An 18,021-nucleotide genomic window follows, 5' to 3' on the forward strand; every position below is an offset into this window, starting at 1 on the left:
GCTTTCTGGCGAGTCGACGGGGGCGGCGGGTCACGGCGGCGGGAACGAGAACGACGGTTTGGAGGCCGGACCGTCGACGGCGGGGAGGCGGCGCCAGACATCGTCCGGCAGGCGTTCTTCGGCGAAGACCTCAGTCGCGAGATCGTGTGCCGATCCTGGGGCGCACTCTGTCTCGGCCGAAACCCGCACCTGGCCCGTCGCGGGACGGATGCTGACGACCGCCCGCTCGGCCATGCCGCCCTCGGCTACGACGGTCACTTCTCGCGCCTCGCCCTGCCCCCGGTCGGCCATGTGGCTGTCGATTCCCAACGAGGCGAAAGCCTCGACTGCCACCCCGGCCACTTCCCGAGGATCGCGTCCCGGCAGCTCGAGACCGCGGACGGCGACGAGGCGGTATCCCCCGCCCTCGTTGAGCGCGCGCTGACATCCCGTCGGGTGAGCGCCGTACGACCCGTCCACGACGCGCCACTCGGTCGGCTCGATCGCCATGACCACCGTGTGCACGCCCGTCGCCATCGCGACGAAGCGGTCCCGCGCCTGCGCATACGTCTCGCCGCCTTCGAGCCCGACCGGATTCGCGCATCCGCTCGCCAGCAGCACGGGGAGAATCACGACGGCGGCGATGCCGAGGCGGCCCGCGCTCGTCTCGCGCAACGTCCGCCAGCGGCGCAGGCCTTCATCGCGAGGGGACCGGGGCATCCGTCACGAGCGGCTGCGGCTGCACCGGCGTTCCGTCTTCGTTGTAGTAGATCGGGCCGTCGGGCGGGAAGAAGAACTGCGGCACCGACAAGGGGCCTTCCGTTGCGGGGAGCCGCCGCCAGACGTCGTCGGGGTACAGTTCCTCACCGAACATCGTCGTGAGGATGTCCGAGCTCGCGCCCGCCGTGCAGGCGGTCTCACCGGAGACGAGCACACGACCATCGAGGGGCCGGATCACGACCACGGTACGGGCGGCGTCGCTCTCACCCACGACCGTCACCTCTCGCGCATCCCCCGAACCGCGCTCGACGGTCTCCGCGTCGATACCGAGCTCGGCGAAGCCCGTTGATGCCGCTGCCGCGATCTCCGCGGCATCCCGATCCGGCAGCTCGAGCGCGCGCACCGCCGTGAACGAGTATCCGGTCTCCGAGCTCACGCCCAGCTGGCATCCGCTCGGGCGCGCTCCGTACTGCCCCTGATCGACGCGCCACTCGGTCGGCTCGATCGCCATGATCACGGTGTGCAGTTCGTCGGCCATCGCCGTGAACTGCTCGCGCGCCTGGGTGTACAGGTCTGCGGCCGGCTGTTCGTCACCCGGTGTCGCCGCACACGAACTCATCATCAACACCAATCCGACAGCGAAGGCCGTCATCGTCATTCGCGAGGTCGATCTCATCAATCACGTCCGGTAAGGGTCAACGGGCAGCCACTCCAGCCAATCGGGCAGATCCCAGAAGCCGCGCTCGCTGCCTTCGCCGTCCATCTCCGTTCCAGGCTCACCGGTCAGGACGATCTGCTGGATGTTGTAGAACGACTCCGATCCTTGCACGAGGTACCCCTCGCCGTCGCCGGAGGGAAGCGGGCCGTTGCCGCCTTCGTGCGCGCCGTGTCCCGGGGTGGGTGCGAGGTGCTCACCGTCCGCATAACCGCCGTCGCTGCCGAACTCGGTCACGCCGGGGAGCGTCTCGGGAACCGTGCCGTGCGCGCCGCCCCAGCTCGTGTCACGGCCGATCCGGGCCCAGGCATCGTTCTCCGACAGCGTCGCGTACATGCGCAGGCCCCCGGCGTTCTGGAGATTCGACAGGATCTGCGGGTCGCTCGGGAACCCGGCCGATCCGACCGCGATGAACTGGTCGACGCCGAGTGCGTCCGGACGCGACCCGATCGCGAGGGCAGCGGTCGTACTGCCGTAGGAGTGCGCGATGACGGCCTTCTCCGCGGTGGGATGCACCGCATCGATCCCGAGCAGGAACGAGCGGAGCGCTGCCGCGCCATCGCGCGCCCGTTCCATCCCGGGCTCCTCGATCTCGTTGGGAGAGTCGTAACCGAACCATGCGATCGTCGCCAGGCCCGGCCCCGCGTTGTTGAGAGCGCGAGCCGAGTCTCCCCACTCGCCGATACCCGCCACGGACGAGTTCATACCGGGGACGAGCACGTTGATGTCGGTTGCAGCAGCGAGATCGCCGTATGCCAACGCCGCGGTGGTCTGCGCTGAGCCGTCGGGATCGAACGAGACGAGGAGCGGGAAGGGAGGGCCATCCGTCAGCTCTTCCCACAACGCCGCGACATCGTCGCCGAGCGCACCGTCCGGGTTCGTGGCGCGCAGCGCCTCCAGGCGCTCGCGGTTGATCCGTCCGCGGACGTCGTAAGGGATGCCGTCGAGGTTGCCGATGATATCGGGATGCGCTCGGGCGATCTCATCCTGCAGCTCGGGATGCGCGAGCCACAGCTCGAGCACGGCCTGCGGGGTGTCCGCCGCGAGCAGCTGGTCGAGCAGGTTCTGCGCCTGCGACGTCATCGCCGGCCCCGCACCGCCGGCGAGCTCGGCGAGCGCCGCGTCGTAGGCCGCGTCCCATGCCGAGTAGTGGCTCTCGAACTGCTCCCACAGATCGGCGAGATCCCGCGCCGCGGCATCCCGGGTCGCGACGGCATCCTGTGCGGCGTCATTCGCGCGCCGGACGTCGGCCGGCTCGCCGGAGCGAGAGGTCCACAGCGCGTTCAGCCCGGCTTCATCGGCCGCGACTGACGCCGACGACAACGACGCGTGGGCCGACTCGATGTCGTCAATGAGCCGGTTCGCCGACTCCGCCGACGACGAGAACGCGTCCGCGTACCGCTGCAGCACCCCCGCGAGAAGCTCCGCCTCGGCGATCTCCGTCGCCAGCCCGTTGGCGACTTCCTGCGCTTTCGAGCGTGCCGAGCGGATCGATGCACCGACACCGTCGAGGTCGGTCGCGGCCTGGACGGTGGTGCGGAGGTCGCCGAGCGACGCCGCCACGCGACTGAACGCGCCGCTCCACCAGCTCATCGACCCAGGATTGCCCTCGAGGCGCTCGAGCGGGTAGCCGCGGTTGGGTGAGGTGAGCGTCACGGCTGCTCCTGACCGGTGAGCTCGACATCGAGGTCGGAGTAGCGCGTCGTGATCGCGGTCAGCAGGGCGCCGACCTCGGATGCCGCGGTCGTGCGCTCGAGCACGGCGCGATTCAGCCCGCTCAGCCGCCGGTTCATCTCGAGACGAAGCGCGACCCGGTGCGCGGGGTTCTCGACACCGGTGTCGTCGCCCTGGATGTCGGCGTTGTCCATCACCGCGCTCGAGACCCGCGTCTGGATCGCATCCGCGGCGCTCGTGAGCGCGTGGTAGTAGATCTCGACGTCTGACATCGGGCCCCCTCCGCCGGCTCGGTCCGGCCGACGCTCACACGCTATCGGGGGCCCGCACGCCGCGTCGATGGGGAGAACTCCCCTGCCTCGCCGGCCGGCGACCCGCCGTCGCCTCGTGCCCCAAACAGGCTCACCCCCTCGCCATGCCCGCTCACGGGTCGCATCGAGCCTCTCAGCCTGTTGGCGGCACGCGCACCCGCGACGACCGGCAATGCGCGACCGCGCTGAGCGCAAGTGCTGGCGCACAGCCGGCAACCGGGGTTAGCGTCGCGACATGAGCGAACGCACCTACGACCTCGTCGTCATCGGAGCCGGTCCTGTCGGAGAGAACGTCGCCGACCGCGCCGTGCAGGGCGGCCTGAGCGTCGCCATCGTCGAGAGCGAACTGGTCGGCGGCGAGTGCTCGTACTGGGCGTGCATGCCGTCGAAGGGTCTCCTGCGGGCCGGCGCCGCCCTCCGCGCAGCGCGCGCGGTCGACGGCGCGAAGCAGGCCGTGACGGGCGACATCGAGGTCGCCGGGGTGCTTCGCCGCCGCGACTCGCTGACCTCCGACTGGAACGACGCGTCGCAGGTCGAGTGGCTCCAGGGAGCCGGCGTCGACCTCGTGCGCGGGCACGGCCGCCTCTCCGGCGAGAAGCGCGTCGAGGTCGCCGGACCCGACGGCTCGCTCACCACCCTCGTCGCACGTCACGCCGTCGCGGTGTGCACCGGTTCGGCGGCGCTCCTCCCCGACGTCCCCGGCCTGGCCGATGTGTCTCCGTGGACGAGCCGCGAAGCGACCGCCGTGCAGGAGGTCCCGGGCTCGCTCGCGATCGTCGGCGGCGGCGTCGTCGCCGCGGAGATGGCGACGGCGTTCGTCGACCTCGGCAGCGAGGTGACGCTCATCGCGCGCAGCCGGCTGCTCGGACCGATGGAGCCCTTCGCGGGCGACCTCGTCGCGCAGTCCCTCACCGACCGAGGTGCGCGGGTGCTGCTTCACACCGACCTCGTCTCCGCGCAGCGCGTCGACGACGGTCAGGTCGAGCTCGAGCTGTCGAACGGCACGCGCGTCCGCGCCGACGAGGTGCTCGTCGCGACCGGACGCGTCCCGCGAACCGAGGATCTCGGGCTGGATACCGTCGACCTGGAGCCCGGCTCGTGGCTGGATGTCGACGACACGATGCTCGTCCGCGGATCCGATTGGCTCTACGCGGTCGGCGACGTCAACCACCGCGCCCTCCTCACGCACCAGGGCAAGTACCAGGCCCGCGCAGCCGGCGACGTCATCGTCGCCCGGGCGACCGGTGGCACCGTCGACGACGCCCCGTGGGGTGCGCACGTCGCGACTGCCGACCACGGCGCCGTGCCGCAGGTGACGTTCACCGACCCCGAGGTCGCCTCGGTCGGTGAGACCGAGGCGTCCGCGCGTGCTGCGGGACGCAACATCCGCGTGCTCGACTACGACCTCTCGTGGATCGCGGGCGCGTCGACGCGGTCGGACGCCTACACAGGGCAGGCACGCGCGATCGTCGACGAGGACCGCGGCGTTCTCATCGGGGCGACCTTCGTCGGGGCGGATGTCGGCGAGCTGTTGCAGTCCGCGACGATCGCGGTCGTCGGCGAGGTTCCGCTCGCACGGCTGTGGCACGCCGTGCCGGCGTACCCGACGCTCAGCGAGGTGTGGCTGCGCTTCCTCGAGACTTACGGCCGTCCGACCGTCTGAGCCGGAACGGCCGGCCGCCGCAGCCACCGCCTCACGCGCGCCGCTCGGCGTCGAGGAGGAACAGCGTTCCCGGCTCGCACCCGAGGGCCCGCTCGAGGGTGCCGGCATCGATCAGGCCGCGCTCGTGCAGCACCGCGAGGGCCGCGTTGCGGTCGTCGACGATGGCCTGACGCTCATCCCCCGGCAGCGCCGCGATGCGGGCGCGGATGCCGCCGACGCTGAGACCCGTCTCGGGCACGGCCTCGCCGTCGCCATCGGGCTCGCGCACGCGGAAACGCACCAGCATCACGAGGGCTGCCAGCCCGGCGACGCCGAGCGCGATGAGGACCGGAACCCGCCACTGCTGCCACCCGATGTAGTCGTCGAGCTCGGCGATGCCCGGCATCGTGCCGAGCGCGAGAATGGCCATCGTCCCCGCCACGAGGTGGATGGAGAACTCCGGCCACGAGAACCGGGCGCCCCGGACCAGCCAGATGACCAGGAGGATGGCCTGGGCGACCGCCGCGACGGTGAAGATCGCGCCCGCGATCGGCATCGCCCGCTGGGCCTCGATGCGGTGGAAGTCGAAGCGGTCGCCCATGAGCACGGCGAGACCCGCGATCGGTGCGAAGAACGCGCCGATCACGACGGCCCACAGCACGACGTCGAGGACGCCGCGCACTGGCGACCTCTTCGCGTTCGCGTGCAGGCGGTGCGCCATCGCGGCCCCGTCGGCGCCGAAGTGCTGGAAGATCTCCGGATGCCGCTGGTAGGCCACGGCCTCGAGCTGAGCGAATCGGACGTCGGCGGCGAGCGAGTGGTCTTCCGCCCAGCCGCGAGCCGTGGTGTGGAGAAAGCTCATGAGCCACCGGCAGCGTCAGCGTATGCGGCAGGTGAAGCGTGCCTCAGCGCGCGCGCACCGAGCCCGTCAGCCACGCCCACAGCGGGTCGCCCGCACTCAGGCCGTTGACGATACGCAATACGCCGCCGATCTGACCGATGCCGCTGAGGGCGCCGCAGATGCCGACCAGCAGGACCGGCACCGTGAAAACCGAGACGCCGGCGCCGAGGTCACGCACGAAGACCGCGACACCGCCGATGGCGACGAGCAGCGCCAAGGTCGCCGTGCTCAGACGGACCAGGATGCGCGGCTCGAGGTTGACGGTACGCGCCTGTACCCATCCTGCGGCGCGCGGCGCGCGCTGGCCCGCGACATACGGTGCGCGCAGCCAGAACGACGCGGCGCGAGTCAAGGCGCGACCCGTGCGCCACAACACCACGAGCAGCGCGACGCCTCCGAGCGCGATCGCCGCTGCGATGACGATGACGATGACGGTGTCCGGTGTCACGACGCCCATCGCCACGACGGTCGCGACCAGCCCGCCCGCGAAGAACACGCCGCCCGCGGCAGCGACGAAACCGACGATTCCGAGCGCCCAGCGCGACCATCGCTCGTAGTCGGCACGCAGGACGGCGACAGCACGATCGGCGTCGGACGGCCCCGCGGATGCCGCAGGCTCCCCCGCCTCGCCCGTCTCGAGGAGCGGGCGGGATGCTGCCTGGATGAAAGCGAACGCCATGGACAGAATGCTACGTGGCGGCGGGCTCGGGCTCCGCGGGCTCGACACCCTCGGGCAGAGCCTGAGTGGTCGTGAGCGCGAACGCGACGTGCAGCGCCAGCTCGGCCGACTGCTGCGGGTCGGAGCACAACCCCATGACGACGGCGGTGCCCGCCCCGCCGGGAAGACGGATCTCGCCGACCGCCGTGAGGTGCGGCATCCCGCCGTCCGCCGACGCACCGAGGGTGATGGTGCCGACGCGGCCGTCCGGGGTGGTGAAGCTCTCGCTGCGCCCGCCCTCGCCGAACCGCGCGAGCGGGAGCAGCCGGTGGAACGCCGTCGCGGCGGCGTCGGTCTCGGCCGTCCCCGGCACCACGTTCGTGCAGAGGAAGAACGCCGCCGGGCGCTCGCCCAACGTCAGCGAGACACCGGCGAAGGCGAAGGCTGTGTCGGCGAACAGCTCGACGCCGGCGCGGAAGCCGTCGACGATCGCGTCGCGCGCAGCATCCGGGAGCCAGCCCTCGGCACTCACGAGGTACCAGTCGAGCCACTCCTGCGGCGAACGATCGCCGAACGAGCGGAACTCGATCCACCCCTGGGGCACGCGCTGCCAGACCCGCAGCGGCGCACCCTCAGCCGCGATCGGGTCGAGCGTCGCCTCCTGCTCGGTCATCAGACCTCCTCGTCGGTGCGCGGACCGTTGCCGCGCAGGGTGTTGTTGAACCGCTCGGAGAGGTTCTGCCACGGCCCGGTCAGACTGTCGACGAAGTCCGTCCCCTTGCTGTGGGCGTCCATCGCACTGTTCACGGTCCAGTAGGTGTTCGCGACCATGTTGGGCAGATTGACGTTGAGCGCCACGGCGACGCTTCCCGCCGCGGCCCCACCGCCGGCCATGGCCGGCGTCATGCCCTGGATCGACGGGATGAGCACCTGTCCACCGGGGCCGATCAGCGCCTTTGCAGCCTGCCCGAGCGCGCCACCCGCGAGCAGTCCGAGGGCGCCGGTGGCGAACTCGGCGAACGTTCCACGACCGGTCGCCCATTGCAGGCCGTCGATCGCGACGAGCGCGATGGACATGATGAGCGCCACCGTGCCGAGGACGGGGATGAAGAGCGAGAGGATCGCGATGATCGGCAGCGCCGCCCGGAGGATGTCCTCCAGGATCGGCACCACGTTGTCCATGAGCCAGTTGCCTGCGTCGGCGAGCCAGTCGCCGGCCGAGCCCAGGAAGTTCATCACCGGATTGCCGGCGTAGGAGTTCAGCGTGTCGCTCGCGGACAGCAGCGCTCCGGCCGCGGCGGCAGCATCGGCGTCGACCTCGTCCTTGAGCTGACGAGCACGCGCGCGGATCGACTCCAGCTCGCCCTGCGCGTTCGCCAGCGCCGTCGACGCGTTCGACACGGCATCCGGGTCGGCGTCCTCGGCGTCCTTGTTCGCCTGTGCCTGCGCATGGGCCGATTCCGATGAGGCGACGCTCGCGGATGCCGCTGAGGCCTCCTCCGCGAGCGCTGCGGCACGCCGCTGGTAGTTGGTGAGCTGATCGGTCCAGGTCGCGAGGGCGGTCCGCGATGTGCGCAACGCCTCGCCGGTGTCACTGAGGTGCGGTCGGAAGTCCTCGCTGAGTGCGGCGCGGAACGCCGTCGCCGACTTTCCGATCCAGGCGCCGTCGTCGGAGCCGTCCATCATCGACAGCGCGTCATCGACGCCGTCGCAGCTGGTGGTGAGCGCATCCACATATCCGGAGAGCGTCGCGACATCGCCAGGGGCGGGGTCGAAGCCGAGAGCGGAGAAGTCGGTCACGACGCCGATCCTTCCTGCGGAACCATGCTGTTGCCGAGCTCGGTGTCGAGCTGCTGGAATGCCTCGAGAATGCCCTCGAGTCCCGTGCCCGCGTCTTCCGCATAGCGGGCGAGTTTGTCGATACCGCCACCCCACGAATCGTGGAGATCCTCGAGACGCCGCCGCAGCACGTCTTGGGGCACGGCCGCGCCCGACACGTTCGACATCGCCCGTGTCGCCCCGTCGAGAACATCCCGCATGTTCGCGTAAGCGTTGCGGCTGGCGCGCATCGCGCCGTAGTCGATCCGCACGTCGACCATGGTCACCTCCGAGAATCGAGCGGAGCCGAGGCGCCCAGGACGCCTCGGCTCCGGGAAGACGAGATCAGCTGCCGGCGAGCTGCTGGTCGAGGTCCTGGATCGCGCGCATCATGCCCAGCAGCGACTCGGACATGTCGTTGATGCCATCGACCGCGTTCTTCAGACCCGTGGTGAGCTCGGAGTAGCCCTCACCGAACTTGCCCGACGCGTGCTGCGTCTTGAAGTCATCGCCCAGCAGCGTGTCGACCTGCGACTTCAGGGTGTCCAGCTGACCCTGAATGTCATCGCGAGCCTGCGACAGCGAGCTCGCAACCTGCTCCATCTCGCCATAAGATGCACCGAAATCAGCCATGACGGCCCTCCTGAAAGTAGATGTCCCGACCCCCCTCCGGAGCCGACACCCAAAACCTATCGGCAGCCCAGGCCCGAGGTCGATGGGGAGAACTCCCCATCTCGGAATGTGATAGGCAATCGCTTTCCGTCAGAACGACGGCCGGGGCGAACACAGACGGGTGCCGCGGGCCTCGGTTGCCCGCTCCGTCTGCGGGCGGCGGGAAAGAGGGCAGCCGCAGCTCACCGCGCGACCCCAGGCGAATGTCCGCGACGCCCCTGACGGGCGAGCCGGCGCGCGAGCCGACGCGAACGGCGCTCTACCCGACGCCGAGACGACGATTCGCGTCGGGTCGTCGTTCGTCGACGACGGCGCGATCCGCACGCTCCCCACAGCCTCGGGTGCGCGCGACGCGCTCGCCCGGGCACGGGCGAGCTGAGACGTCGACGAGAGAAGACCAGTCTTCGGTCCGTTCGCCGCGATGACGGCATGCGCAAGCGCCGCCAGGTGAGCGATATTCGCGTCGTCGCCGGGTAACCGTCGAGGTTGTCTCGCCTTGTGGGTCTCGGACTCAGCGAATGGTCTCGGTGACGGTGTCGGTCGACACGGCCTCCCCCGCGCCCGCCGCGACCGGCCGGGGCGCCGCGACGGTCTCGGACTCGACGAGCGGCATCTGCACCGTGACGGCGCGACCGGCCTGCACGAAGATCCCGCGGCCCTCGGGGAAGTCGCTGCGCTTGACCTTCGGGAACGGCACCTTGAACACGGCGTCGCCGTCGAAGGCCTCCGGTTTGAGGATGATGCCCTTGCGGCCGCCCTTGAAGTCGCCCACAAGGCCGAAGCCGCTCGTGACCTGCGTGACGTCGGCATCGCCGATGAGCAGGTGGTCGCTGCGGTTGACCGCCTGGAACAGGGCCTTCAGCGGGCGCTCCGCCGGCGAGTCGGCGAACTGCGGCACGTCTTCGACGACGATGAGGATGCGGCGTCCCAGCGTCTCGTCGGCGACGAGTTCGGCGAGCTCGGTGGCGAGTTCCTTCGCATCGTCGGGCGTCGTGGCGCTGCGCACCCACGGCGCGAAGTCGCGCAGCTGCGAGCGCCGGCCGCCGAAGTGGAACAGCGTCACCTCGGGGTCGAGGCGCGTCATCGACGTGATGATGGCCTTCATCGCGGTGGTCTTGCCCGCCATCGGCGGGCCGGCCACGACGAACGTTCCCACGGGGTCGAACTCGCGCGCGGCCAGGGTGTCTTCCGCGACGCCGAGCACCGGGAACTCGCCGATGCGGTCGGGAAGGTCCGCGGGCGCGAGACGCGTCGGCAGCGAACCGATCTCGGCGACCTCGCGCACGCCGCGCGAACGCAGCTCGTCGGCGAGCTGACCGAGCAGCTTCGTCTGCTCCGCGACGTTCGGCGTTCCGCCGAGGACGGCGATCTGCGTCTCGAAGCCGTCGACGATGGCGCGTCCGGGCGCGGATCGCTCGTCGAGCACGTCCTTCGGCGCGTTCAGCAGCGCGTAGGCGTTCTCGTCCGAGAGGCGCAGCACGACGCGGCGCGAGATGTTCGAGCTGACCGCCGTCGGCACCGACCCCGAGCGATCGGCGGTCGCCACGACGTGGACGCCGAGCGGGCGGCCCTCGCCGAGGATCCGCATGAACGCCTGGTAGAACGGCATCCGTGCCGTGGTGGACTCCCACTCGGCCCGGAACTGCGGCAGCCCGTCGAGGAGCAGCACGATGCGCGCCTCGTCCCGGCCGGTGAGCTCGCGGTACTCGGCGATCGTCGACGCGTTGGCGGCGCTGAAGCGCTTGCCGCGGTCGTCGAGCACCTTCCCGAGCGAACGCATGATGCGCTGCACGCGCTCGGCGTCGTCGCCGGGGATCACCGAACCGACATGCGGCAGGGTCTCGAGGCTCTTGAGCGAGCCCGATCCGAAGTCGAGGCCGTAGACCTCGATGTTCTCGGCTCGGCGGCCGGTCGTCGCGGCGGCGATGGCTATCGTGCGGAGCACCGTCGATTTGCCCGAGCCGCTGGTGCCGTACACGAGGAGCGAGCCGTCGCGGTCGGGCTCGAAGTACACGGCCTCCTGAAGCTGGCGTTCGGGGATGTCGCTCTTACCGATGAGGATCGACCCGGCGCGGCCCGCGGGCAGCGAGCGGATGTCGACGGTCGTCTCCAGGTCGTCGAGCCACGGCCGTCGGGGAGCCGGAATGGCCGCGCGGTTGGCCGCGGCGACGAGGGTGGCGACGATGCGCTTCTGGTCGTTGGGACCGGGATCGACCTCGGCGGCCGGGTCTTCGGGCTTCTCGTCGACCTCCCAGCGCTGCACGGATCCGAACCGCAGCTCGGCGACGCTCACATCCGCGGCGACGACCTCGTCGGTGCTCCAGCCACCGGCGTAGGCGGACTGGAAGGGAACGAGACGTCCGGGGCCGGTCTTGGCGATACCGCGGCCGGGGATGCTGGGATCGAATCGGGCCGCCACCGGGTCGTCCACGACATCCTTCGAATCCGACTCGTCGGCCATGCGGAGCGCGACGCGGAGGTTGGTGTTGGCGCGGAGGTTGTCCTTGATGACGCCGGCGGGGCGCTGCGTCGCCATGATGAGGTGGATGCCGAGGGAGCGACCGCGCTGGGCGATGTCGACGACGCCGTCGACGAACTCGGGCACCTCGCCGGCGAGCGCGGCGAACTCGTCGATGACGAGGACGAGCGCGGGCGGGGTCTCGGGGTCTCGGCGCTTCTCGAGCTCGAGCAGGTCCTTCGCCTTCTTGCGATTGAACAGGTGCTCGCGGTGGTGCAGCTCGGCCCGGAGGCTCGTGAGCGCGCGCCGCACGAGGTGCGGGCTCAGGTCGGTGACGAGGCCGACGGTGTGCGGCAGTTCGACGCAGTCGGCGAAAGCCGATCCGCCCTTGTAGTCGACGAAGAGGAAGGTGACACGGTCGGGGCTGTGGGCCGCAGCCATGCCGAGCACCCACGCCTGCAGGAACTCCGACTTGCCGGCACCCGTCGTACCGCCGACGAGGGCGTGCGGGCCCTGCGTCCGCAGGTCGAGCGTCATGGCGTCGGTGGCCCCCTGGCCCACGATCGCGCGGAGGTTGCCGGCTTTCTTCAGGCGGGGCATCGCGGCGCCCGACCGGTCGAGGATCGTGTTGTTCTCGCGCCAGCGCTCGACCGCGAACGTGGGGTCGGTCGCGAGCTCCGAGCCGACGAGCGAGAGGAACATCACCGAGTTCGGGATGTCGGAGGAGTCCTCGACGATCGTGCTCGCGTCGGTGACCGGTGCGAGCCGCTTCGCGAGCACCGTCATGAGCTCGTTCGAGACGCCCTCGACCTCGGTGACGGGGTACTCGACGCCGCTGCGCACCGTGCCGACGCGCGCCGCACCCAGGCCGGCCGAGACGTCGACGAACGTGCGGCAGACCGCCGGCAGAGCGTCGACGACGGGCGCGACGAAGATGCCGTAGACGCCGACGTCGGCGCCGCGCTCGAGCACCTGAATGAGTCGCGCGCGGTCGACGGGCGCATCGGAGGTCACGATGACGAGCACCGCGGTCTGCCCCGGGAAGGTCGCCTCCTCGGCGGCGCGCCGGACATCGGTGCCGTAGCGCATCGGGTCCCAGTCGTCGTCGAACGGCAGGCGCGGGGCGGCTGCCGCCTTCGACCGGCGCATCACGAGCTCCTCGAGCCCCGAGAGCAGGGCGGCACCGGTGGAGGCCGAGTCCGACAGCGGCATGTCGCGGAAGGGGCTGCGCTCGCTCGAGGTGTGAGGCAGCCATTTGAGCCACTCGAGCTCCTTCGCCCACTCGGGCTCGGTCAGCGCGACGGCGGCCAGGTCGTTCGGGGAGTGCAGACCGAACAGCTGCACGGCCAGTCCTCGAAGGGCGTCGGCCGCCTCACGAGCACCGCCGGCGACGCCCAGGACACCGACGCTCTGCAGTGACTCGAGCACCGGGACGCCGTCGATCAGGCGGTAGCGCTCACGCAGCCGATCGACGCGTTCGACGTACTCCTGAAGCGCGTCGGGGTTCTCGGCCCGCTTGACGCTCGTGCGCGACGGGGCCTCGGAGGTGCCCATGCGCACCGAGAGGAAATTCCAGTGCTCGGGGCGCCGAGTCCACAGCATCGGGCCGAGCTGCATCGCTTCCTCGAACACGACCGCCACCGGCGGCACCTCGGTGTTGCGCACCTCGCGCTCGCGCGGGCGCAGCCGGTACAGCTTCTCCTCGAGCTCCTCGAAGGTGCGCTCGAAGATCTCCACCTCCTTGCGCTGACGCTGACCGAGCTGCGTGCGCTGCGAGACGAAGTTGCCGAGCAGCATCATCGGCGTCATGAAGATGATCAGCAGCGTGCGGGGCTGATTGGTGATCGAGAACATCGCGATGCCGAGGATCAGCGGGGCGATGAGCATCGGCCACGGGAAGAGCCGCGAGACCGGGTCCTTCGGCATGCGAGGCTCTTCGAGCTCCTCGCCGACGTAGCGTGCCTCGACCCGGGGGCTGCGGTTGAATAGCAGGCTGCCGCCGCGCTCGAGGACCGGGTCCTGCTCGACCGGAGCGAAGGTCTCGGCCATCGAGACCACGAGCTCGGTGTCGCCCAGCTGGAAGCGCTGACCGGGGATGACGCGCAGACGCTGCACGAGACCGCCGTCGATCACGATGCCGTTGGCCGAGTTCAGGTCGACCAGCTCGACGGAGGCACCGATCTCGATACGGGCGTGGCGCTTGGACACCAGCCGGTCGTCGAGCACGATGTCGTTGCCCTGCGAGCGGCCGATCGTGAAATGGCCCTGAGGCAGCGAGAACTCGCGTCCTGCGAGCGGTCCGCCGACGACGTGGAGGATGGCGGCCACGGGGCCGCCGGCTCCGCGAGTGGCGACGTAGTCCGCGCCGAGGTTCGTCACGGAGGCGACGAAGCCCGAGCCGATCGGCGCGTCGCTGACCAGCATGTGCGGGTCGAGCATGACGAAGTCGGGCGACGTGGGCGGGGCCACCGTCAGCGTCAGGACATCGGAGTCGCCCGCGGCGACCTCGCGCCGCGGGTCGCTGTCGACGATCCGGCGCGCGACGTCGTGGACGGTCGCCGTCGAGTCGGACGTGACGACGATGTCGGTGCCGGTGTGATCGCGGCGCTGGAGCGTCAGCTTGAGTCTCATCGAGGATTCCTGTCAGCCGTGCGACGTCGGTCGGCGGGGAGGTCAGCGGATGGCGACGACCGCGGAGCGATCGCCGAAGCGGATGGTGTCGCCGTCGTGCAGCTCGACGGGCTGGCCCGGGACGAGCGCCTGCTCTCTTGAGCCTCGGACGAGCACGCTGCCGTTCGTCGAGCCGCGTTCGACGGCGACCACTCGGGCATCGACGCGCAGCAGCGCCCAGTGCGTCTTCGAGATCGACCGGGTGTGGTCGACGACGGGCACCGGTGCGACGTCGCGATCGTCGGGGCCGGTCGCCGGGGCACGCCCGAGCACCACCCCGCCCCCGGGCACCGCGATCGTGTCGCCCGAGTCGAGCGTCAGCTCGACGACCGCCGGGGATGCGGATGCCGGTCGAGCCGGTGACTCAGCGGCCGGTGCCGCGGGTGCGGGCGGCGCGGCCGCGGGTGCGGCCGGCGCAGCCGCGGGTGCGGGCTCCTCGAGGAGGGGCGGCGGCGTCCACGGGGCCGACCCGGCCCCGGGCGCGACGATGGCTCCGGGGGCGACGGCGGCGGGCATGGGTGCGGGCGCGGAAGCGGCCGGGACCGCGGGCGCCGGGGCCGCCGGGGGCAGACCCGGCGCAGGCGCCGCGAACGGCGCGGGGGCCACGGTGGTGGGGATGCCGGGGCGCGCTTCCTCCTCGGCGGCATCCGTCTCGCCGATGATGCCGCTGCCGGGGGCCGACCGCACCGCGCCGAGGACACCGCCCTTATTGCGCGCGAGGGGCACGTAGGCCTCCGCTCCGCCTGAGGCGACCGGCGTGGCCAGCGAGGGGAGCTCGGCCTTGACGTCGAGCAGATCCGTCGCGACGGTCTTCCGAGCGATGCGCATGCGCTTGTCGTCGTAGGGGTTGAGCCCGCGCTTGACGTCGACGAGCCAGACGGCGGCGGCGAAGTCGGGCCAGCTGCGACCCCGGCGGTCGGGGTCGAACAACGGCGACAGTGCGATGACGAGCAGGGGGCCGAGGACCGGAACGATCGTGCTCGCGCAGAGGACGAGGTAGCGCACGACCGCTCCGCGCCAGAATCCCGGCCGCTCGAGGGTGCGGACGTTGACGGCCCGCAGTCCCGTCAGCGCCTTGCCCAGGGTGACCCCGCGACGGCCGAGCAGGATGAGCTGGGTCAGGAGGAACGCGGTCGAGAGGCCGGAGCTGACGGCGGCGAGGATGATCAGCAGCACGACGTCGTCGCGTGCCGTGAGCGCCTCGACGGGGTCCGTCGCCAGAGCGACGGTGGTCAGCGCCGGGACCACGACGATCAGCATGGGCGACTGGATCAGCAGCAGGACCAGGGCTTCGATGACGGTAGCCAGCGCGCGTCTGCCGAACGGAGCGCGGCGCAGCCCGAGTGACGCGGCGTACTCCGGCCTCGGGCGACCGTCGGCATCGAGCCCCTCGATCGTCCGAGCGCGCTCATCGATCTCCCAGATCACTCGTTCCTCCCCGAAACGCTCCACACCCGAAGCGACCCTATCGCCCGTTGCGGGGCCGCCGATCACCTGTTGACTCGACGGGCCCGCAACGGTCAGCGGAAGACGCCGGCGTGTCAGTGGAAGAAGTGGCGCTCGCCCGTGAAGAACATGGTCACTCCCGCCGCGCGAGCCGCGTCGACGACCTCCTGGTCGCGCACCGAGCCGCCGGGCTGGATGATCGTCTTGATCCCGGCGTCGATGAGCACCTGGGGGCCGTCGGCGAAGGGGAAGAAGGCGTCGGATGCCGCGACCGAGCCGGCCGCACGGTCGCCCGCGCGCTCGACCGCCAGGCGGCACGAGTCCACGCGGTTGACCTGGCCCATTCCGATCCCGACCGTCGCCGAGCCCTGGGCGAGCACGATCGCGTTCGACTTGACGGCCCGGCACGCCTTCCACGCGAAGATCATGCCCTCGAGCTCGGAGGGGTCGGGGCGCTCGCCCGAGACCAGCTGCCAGTCCTTCGCGACCGACTCGATGTCGTCGGGGAACCGGTCGGCGTCCTGCAGCAGCAGCCCGCCCGAGACGAGGCGGACGTCCATGCGCTCCTGCCGCCAGTCGGCGGGCAGGCGCAGCACCCGCAGGTTCTTCTTCAGCTTGAACACCTCGAGCGCCTCGGGCTCGAAGTCGGGGGCGACGATCACCTCGGTGAAGATGTCGCGGAGGTTCTCGGCCATCTTCAGCGTGACGGTACGGTTGGCGGCGATCACACCGCCGAAGGCCGACACCGGGTCGCACTCGTGCGCGCGCAGGTGCGCGGACGCGATGGGGTCGAGCGCCTGCGGGGCGGTGACGGCGATGCCGCAGGGGTTGGCGTGCTTGATGATCGCGACGGCCGGCTTGACCATGTCGAAGGCGGCGCGCAGGGCGGCATCGGCGTCGACGTAGTTGTTGTACGACATCTCCTTGCCCTGCAGCTGCTCGGCCTGGGCGATGCCGTGGCCGCCCGCGCGCGTGTAGATCGCGGCGCGCTGGTGCGAGTTCTCGCCGTAGCGCAGCGTGGCCAGGCGCTCGGCGCGGATCGTCAGGTGCTGCGGCAGCTCGTCGCCCTCGAGCGTCGACTCGGCGAACCACGTCGCGACGGCCCGGTCGTACTCGGCCGTGTGCGCGAAGGCGCGGGCGGCGAGGTCGCGACGCTGCGCGAGGCTCGTGCCACCGGCAGCGACCGACTCGATGATCGCGGGGTACGACGAGGGTGAGACGACGATCGCGACGTTGGCGAAATTCTTGGCCGAGGCGCGCACCATGGCGGGTCCGCCGATGTCGATCTGCTCGACGACGTCGTCGGGCGCAGCCCCCGACGCCACGGTCTCCACGAACGGGTACAGGTTCACGACCACGAGATCGAACGCCGAGATGCCGAGTTCTCCGAGCTGGGTCTCGTGGCTCTCGAGACGCAGGTCGGCCAGAAGCCCGGCGTGCACGCCGGGGTGCAGCGTCTTGACGCGTCCGTCGAGCGACTCGGGGAACCCGGTGACCTCGGCGACATCGGTCACCGTCAGACCGGCGTCGCGCAGGAGCGCCGCCGAACCGCCGGTCGAGACGATCTCGACACCGGCGTCGGCGAGGGCCTGCGCGAGCGGCAGGAGGTCGGTCTTGTCGCTCACCGAGATGAGCGCGCGGCGGACGGCGACGAGGTCGCGCGCGCGGTAGAGGGCGGGGTCGTGGCTCGGTCCGGCCATGGCGGTTCTCCTCGGGTGCGGTGTGGGGCCTGCGGTGCGTCAGGCCGTCGGAGCGGTCGGGTTCGGGGAAGCGGGCGCGGCGAGGTCGATCTCGCCGGTCGCGATGCGGCGGACGACATCGATCAGCAGACGGCGCTCGACGGGCTTGATGCGTTCGTGGAGCGTCGTCTCATCGTCGCCGGGCAGGACGGGAACGCGCTCCTGCGCCAGGATCGGTCCGGTGTCGACGCCGGCGTCGACGACGATGACGCTCGCGCCGGTCCGATCGGCGCCTGCGGCCAGAGCATCGCGAACACCGTGGGCGCCCGGGAACTCGGGGAGGTACGCCGGGTGGGTGTTGATGATGCGGGGCGACCATGCGTCGACGACGGCGGCCGGCAGCAGACGCATGAGACCGCTGAGCACGATGAGGTCGGGAGCCCAGGCCTCGAGCTGGCGGAGGAGCTCGTCGCCCCACTCCTCCCGCGTCGCGTACTCCCGGAACGGAACCGCGAAGGTCGGGATGTTGAAGGCGTCGGCATGAGCCAGGCCGTCGGCGGGCCGGTCGGCTCCGACGACCACCACACGGGCCGGGAAGCCGGGCTCGGCCGCGGCATCCAGGAGGGCCCGCAGATTCGACCCGCCACCGGAGATGAGGACCGCGACCGTCAGCACCGT

Annotated in this window: 15 protein-coding genes; 1 reads left to right on the forward strand and 14 read right to left on the reverse strand. The window is 71.0% G+C overall.

Annotated features, from left to right (window positions below; translation table 11 throughout):
- Positions 1-30: 30 nt before the first annotated feature.
- Genes C1N74_RS12695 through C1N74_RS12710 form a run of 4 tightly spaced genes read right to left on the reverse strand, consistent with a single transcriptional unit; the run spans position 31 to position 3,360 of the window.
- Positions 31-699 carry a hypothetical protein gene (locus tag C1N74_RS12695; RefSeq protein WP_137750654.1) on the reverse strand — a complete coding sequence of 223 codons (669 nt, stop codon included), beginning with the start codon at positions 697-699 and terminating at the stop codon, positions 31-33.
- A complete protein-coding gene (locus C1N74_RS12700) occupies positions 677-1,321 on the reverse strand; it encodes a hypothetical protein (RefSeq protein ID WP_181405533.1) in 645 nt (214 codons plus the stop codon). Before C1N74_RS12700 ends, C1N74_RS12695 begins: the two co-directional genes overlap by 23 nt.
- 57 nt (positions 1,322-1,378) lie before the next feature.
- Complete coding sequence (locus C1N74_RS12705) at positions 1,379-3,070, reverse strand: alpha/beta hydrolase (RefSeq protein WP_137750656.1); 1,692 nt, start codon at positions 3,068-3,070, stop codon at positions 1,379-1,381.
- The gene (locus C1N74_RS12710) at positions 3,067-3,360 is read right to left on the reverse strand and encodes a hypothetical protein (protein ID WP_023955656.1); all 294 of its coding nucleotides are present in this window, start codon (positions 3,358-3,360) and stop codon (positions 3,067-3,069) included. Before C1N74_RS12710 ends, C1N74_RS12705 begins: the two co-directional genes overlap by 4 nt.
- A 274-nt stretch (positions 3,361-3,634) precedes the next feature.
- Here C1N74_RS12710 and C1N74_RS12715 point away from each other — a divergent pair, with 274 nt between their 5' ends.
- Entirely contained in the window at positions 3,635-5,062 is a 1,428-nt protein-coding gene (locus C1N74_RS12715) for an NAD(P)/FAD-dependent oxidoreductase (protein WP_137750657.1), read from the forward strand.
- Positions 5,063-5,093: 31 nt separating this feature from the next.
- Here C1N74_RS12715 and C1N74_RS12720 read toward each other — a convergent pair whose 3' ends face one another.
- The 10 genes from C1N74_RS12720 to purN all read right to left on the reverse strand — a co-directional run bounded on the left by C1N74_RS12720 (position 5,094) and on the right by purN (position 18,018).
- Positions 5,094-5,903, reverse strand: a complete 810-nt coding sequence (locus C1N74_RS12720) for a hypothetical protein (protein ID WP_137750658.1) — start codon at positions 5,901-5,903, stop codon at positions 5,094-5,096.
- 43 nt (positions 5,904-5,946) lie between these two features.
- Positions 5,947-6,621 carry a hypothetical protein gene (locus tag C1N74_RS12725; RefSeq protein WP_023955662.1) on the reverse strand — a complete coding sequence of 225 codons (675 nt, stop codon included), beginning with the start codon at positions 6,619-6,621 and terminating at the stop codon, positions 5,947-5,949.
- 10 nt (positions 6,622-6,631) lie between these two features.
- The gene (locus C1N74_RS12730) at positions 6,632-7,273 is read right to left on the reverse strand and encodes a hypothetical protein (protein WP_064955740.1); all 642 of its coding nucleotides are present in this window, start codon (positions 7,271-7,273) and stop codon (positions 6,632-6,634) included.
- Positions 7,273-8,400, reverse strand: coding sequence for a hypothetical protein (locus C1N74_RS12735; protein ID WP_023955666.1), 1,128 nt, complete (start codon positions 8,398-8,400; stop codon positions 7,273-7,275). Before C1N74_RS12735 ends, C1N74_RS12730 begins: the two co-directional genes overlap by 1 nt.
- Entirely contained in the window at positions 8,397-8,699 is a 303-nt protein-coding gene (locus tag C1N74_RS12740) for a hypothetical protein (RefSeq protein WP_023955668.1), read from the reverse strand. Before C1N74_RS12740 ends, C1N74_RS12735 begins: the two co-directional genes overlap by 4 nt.
- 64 nt (positions 8,700-8,763) lie before the next feature.
- On the reverse strand, positions 8,764-9,051 hold the full coding sequence (locus tag C1N74_RS12745) for a WXG100 family type VII secretion target (RefSeq protein ID WP_023953920.1): 288 nt from the start codon (positions 9,049-9,051) through the stop codon (positions 8,764-8,766).
- A gap of 550 nt (positions 9,052-9,601) precedes the next feature.
- Positions 9,602-14,179 (reverse strand): FtsK/SpoIIIE domain-containing protein, encoded by a 4,578-nt coding sequence (locus C1N74_RS12750; RefSeq protein WP_023955674.1) that lies wholly within the window; start codon positions 14,177-14,179, stop codon positions 9,602-9,604.
- 42 nt (positions 14,180-14,221) lie between these two features.
- Positions 14,222-15,646 carry an RDD family protein gene (locus C1N74_RS12755; protein ID WP_181405534.1) on the reverse strand — a complete coding sequence of 475 codons (1,425 nt, stop codon included), beginning with the start codon at positions 15,644-15,646 and terminating at the stop codon, positions 14,222-14,224.
- A gap of 113 nt (positions 15,647-15,759) precedes the next feature.
- Positions 15,760-17,364 (reverse strand): bifunctional phosphoribosylaminoimidazolecarboxamide formyltransferase/IMP cyclohydrolase, encoded by a 1,605-nt coding sequence (purH, locus tag C1N74_RS12760; protein ID WP_023955677.1) that lies wholly within the window; start codon positions 17,362-17,364, stop codon positions 15,760-15,762.
- 39 nt (positions 17,365-17,403) lie between these two features.
- The gene (purN, locus tag C1N74_RS12765) at positions 17,404-18,018 is read right to left on the reverse strand and encodes a phosphoribosylglycinamide formyltransferase (protein WP_023955679.1); all 615 of its coding nucleotides are present in this window, start codon (positions 18,016-18,018) and stop codon (positions 17,404-17,406) included.
- Positions 18,019-18,021: the final 3 nt, after the last annotated feature.

The organism is Microbacterium sp. SGAir0570 (assembly GCF_005491085.2).
In the GTDB taxonomy this organism is placed as follows: Bacteria; Actinomycetota; Actinomycetes; order Actinomycetales; family Microbacteriaceae; genus Microbacterium; species Microbacterium arborescens.

Coding starts and splice junctions, on each gene's coding strand:
- C1N74_RS12695 (WP_137750654.1), bottom strand. CDS start 699: ATGCCCCGGTCCCCTCGCGATGAAGGCCTGCGCCGCTGGCGGACGTTG.
- C1N74_RS12700 (WP_181405533.1), bottom strand. CDS start 1,321: ATGATGAGTTCGTGTGCGGCGACACCGGGTGACGAACAGCCGGCCGCA.
- C1N74_RS12710 (WP_023955656.1), bottom strand. CDS start 3,360: ATGTCAGACGTCGAGATCTACTACCACGCGCTCACGAGCGCCGCGGAT.
- C1N74_RS12715 (WP_137750657.1), top strand. CDS start 3,635: ATGAGCGAACGCACCTACGACCTCGTCGTCATCGGAGCCGGTCCTGTC.
- C1N74_RS12720 (WP_137750658.1), bottom strand. CDS start 5,903: ATGAGCTTTCTCCACACCACGGCTCGCGGCTGGGCGGAAGACCACTCG.
- C1N74_RS12725 (WP_023955662.1), bottom strand. CDS start 6,621: ATGGCGTTCGCTTTCATCCAGGCAGCATCCCGCCCGCTCCTCGAGACG.
- C1N74_RS12730 (WP_064955740.1), bottom strand. CDS start 7,273: ATGACCGAGCAGGAGGCGACGCTCGACCCGATCGCGGCTGAGGGTGCG.
- C1N74_RS12740 (WP_023955668.1), bottom strand. CDS start 8,699: ATGGTCGACGTGCGGATCGACTACGGCGCGATGCGCGCCAGCCGCAAC.
- C1N74_RS12745 (WP_023953920.1), bottom strand. CDS start 9,051: ATGGCTGATTTCGGTGCATCTTATGGCGAGATGGAGCAGGTTGCGAGC.
- C1N74_RS12750 (WP_023955674.1), bottom strand. CDS start 14,179: ATGAGACTCAAGCTGACGCTCCAGCGCCGCGATCACACCGGCACCGAC.
- purH (WP_023955677.1), bottom strand. CDS start 17,364: ATGGCCGGACCGAGCCACGACCCCGCCCTCTACCGCGCGCGCGACCTC.